This window comes from Variovorax glucosi (assembly GCF_051216695.1).
GTDB lineage: Bacteria > Pseudomonadota > Gammaproteobacteria > Burkholderiales > Burkholderiaceae_C > Variovorax.
The window spans coordinates 326-1,565 of record NZ_JBPJZE010000058.1 but is presented as its reverse complement, the minus strand read 5'-3'; the positions used below and the strand labels follow the sequence as shown (position 1 = coordinate 1,565).

At 68.2% G+C, this 1,240-nt stretch carries 1 protein-coding gene; it reads left to right on the top strand.

Going from position 1 to position 1,240, the window contains the following annotated elements; all coding sequences use genetic code 11:
* Positions 1–1,131, top strand: a 1,131-nt coding sequence (locus tag ACSFA3_RS22810) for a PepSY domain-containing protein (protein WP_435507740.1), incomplete at its 5' end; no start/stop codon positions are given.
* Between the last annotated feature and the right edge of the window lie 109 nt (positions 1,132–1,240).

Here is a 1,240-nt window from a genome sequence, read left to right as displayed (position 1 = left end):
GCACGGGCTTTCTCGGGTCACACGAGTGCGCATTGGGCCGAGACGCTGGAGCGCGACCAGTGGACCGTGCCGCAGGGCCTGAACCCGCTGCGCCCGCTGCACCGCATCGAAGTCGGCGACGCCGCCGGCACGGAGCTGTATGTGTCGCAGCGCAACGGAGAGGTGGTGCGCGACACCACGCGTTCGGAGCGCTTCTGGAACTGGCTGGGTTCCGTGCCGCACTGGATCTACTTCACGCCGCTGCGCGCCGATCCGCCGCTGTGGCACGACGTTGTGGTGTGGTTGTCGGCGGCATGCATCGTTTCGGCCGTGACGGGCATCGTCATCGGCATCCTGCGGGTGCGCTTGCGGCGCAGGTTCCGAAATGGCGCGGTCACGCCGTACAGCGGGTGGATGGCGTGGCACCACATCGCGGGGCTCATCGGTGGCTTCTTCGTGCTGACGTGGATCATCAGCGGCTGGCTGTCGATGAACCCCAATGGCTGGTTCCAGCGTGGGGCTGGCGATGCGGCGGCGATGGCGCGCTACACGGGGGCCGGCACCTCGCCGTTCCCCTGGCCGCCAGCGGTGTTGCCCTCAGGCGAGGGCGACGCCGCACCACGCGAGGCTGTGCTGCTGTGGTTCGACGGCAAGCCGCTGCTGCAGCTGCGCGACGCGAAGGCGCGTGTGCGGGTGGTCGATGCGGCCACGGGCGACCTAGCCTCTATCGCCAAGGACGACATCCTGCGCACCGCCGCCCGCCTGCGGCCCGGCGCCATCACCCAGGCCACGCTGCAGACCCGAGAAGACTTCCACTGGTATGGCCACCACCGCGAGCGCATCGTGCCCGTGTGGCGCCTGCAGTTCGACGACCCCGCGCGCAGCTGGATCTACATCGACCCGGCCAGCGGCCAGGTCGCCGGCAGCAACGACAGCAATTCGAGGCTGCGACGCTGGCTATTCAACGCCGCGCACAGCCTCGACTTTCCCTGGCTCATCCAGTACCGGCCGGCTTGGGACGTCGTGGTGTGGCTGCTGTCGATCATCGGCACCGTGGCCTCGGCCAGCGGCGTCGTGATCGGCTGGCGACGGCTGCGGCGCAAGCCCCGGCCGTCGGCCGTATCGAAGGGGCTTGCGCAAGCAGGCCCATGAACCAACAATCAACTTTCGCACTGCGGTGCATTTCAGGAGGTGCTTGATGCACATCGAACCAGGTCTCGTCGACGGATCCAAGATCTTCCTCAGCTACGCCACGGCGGCA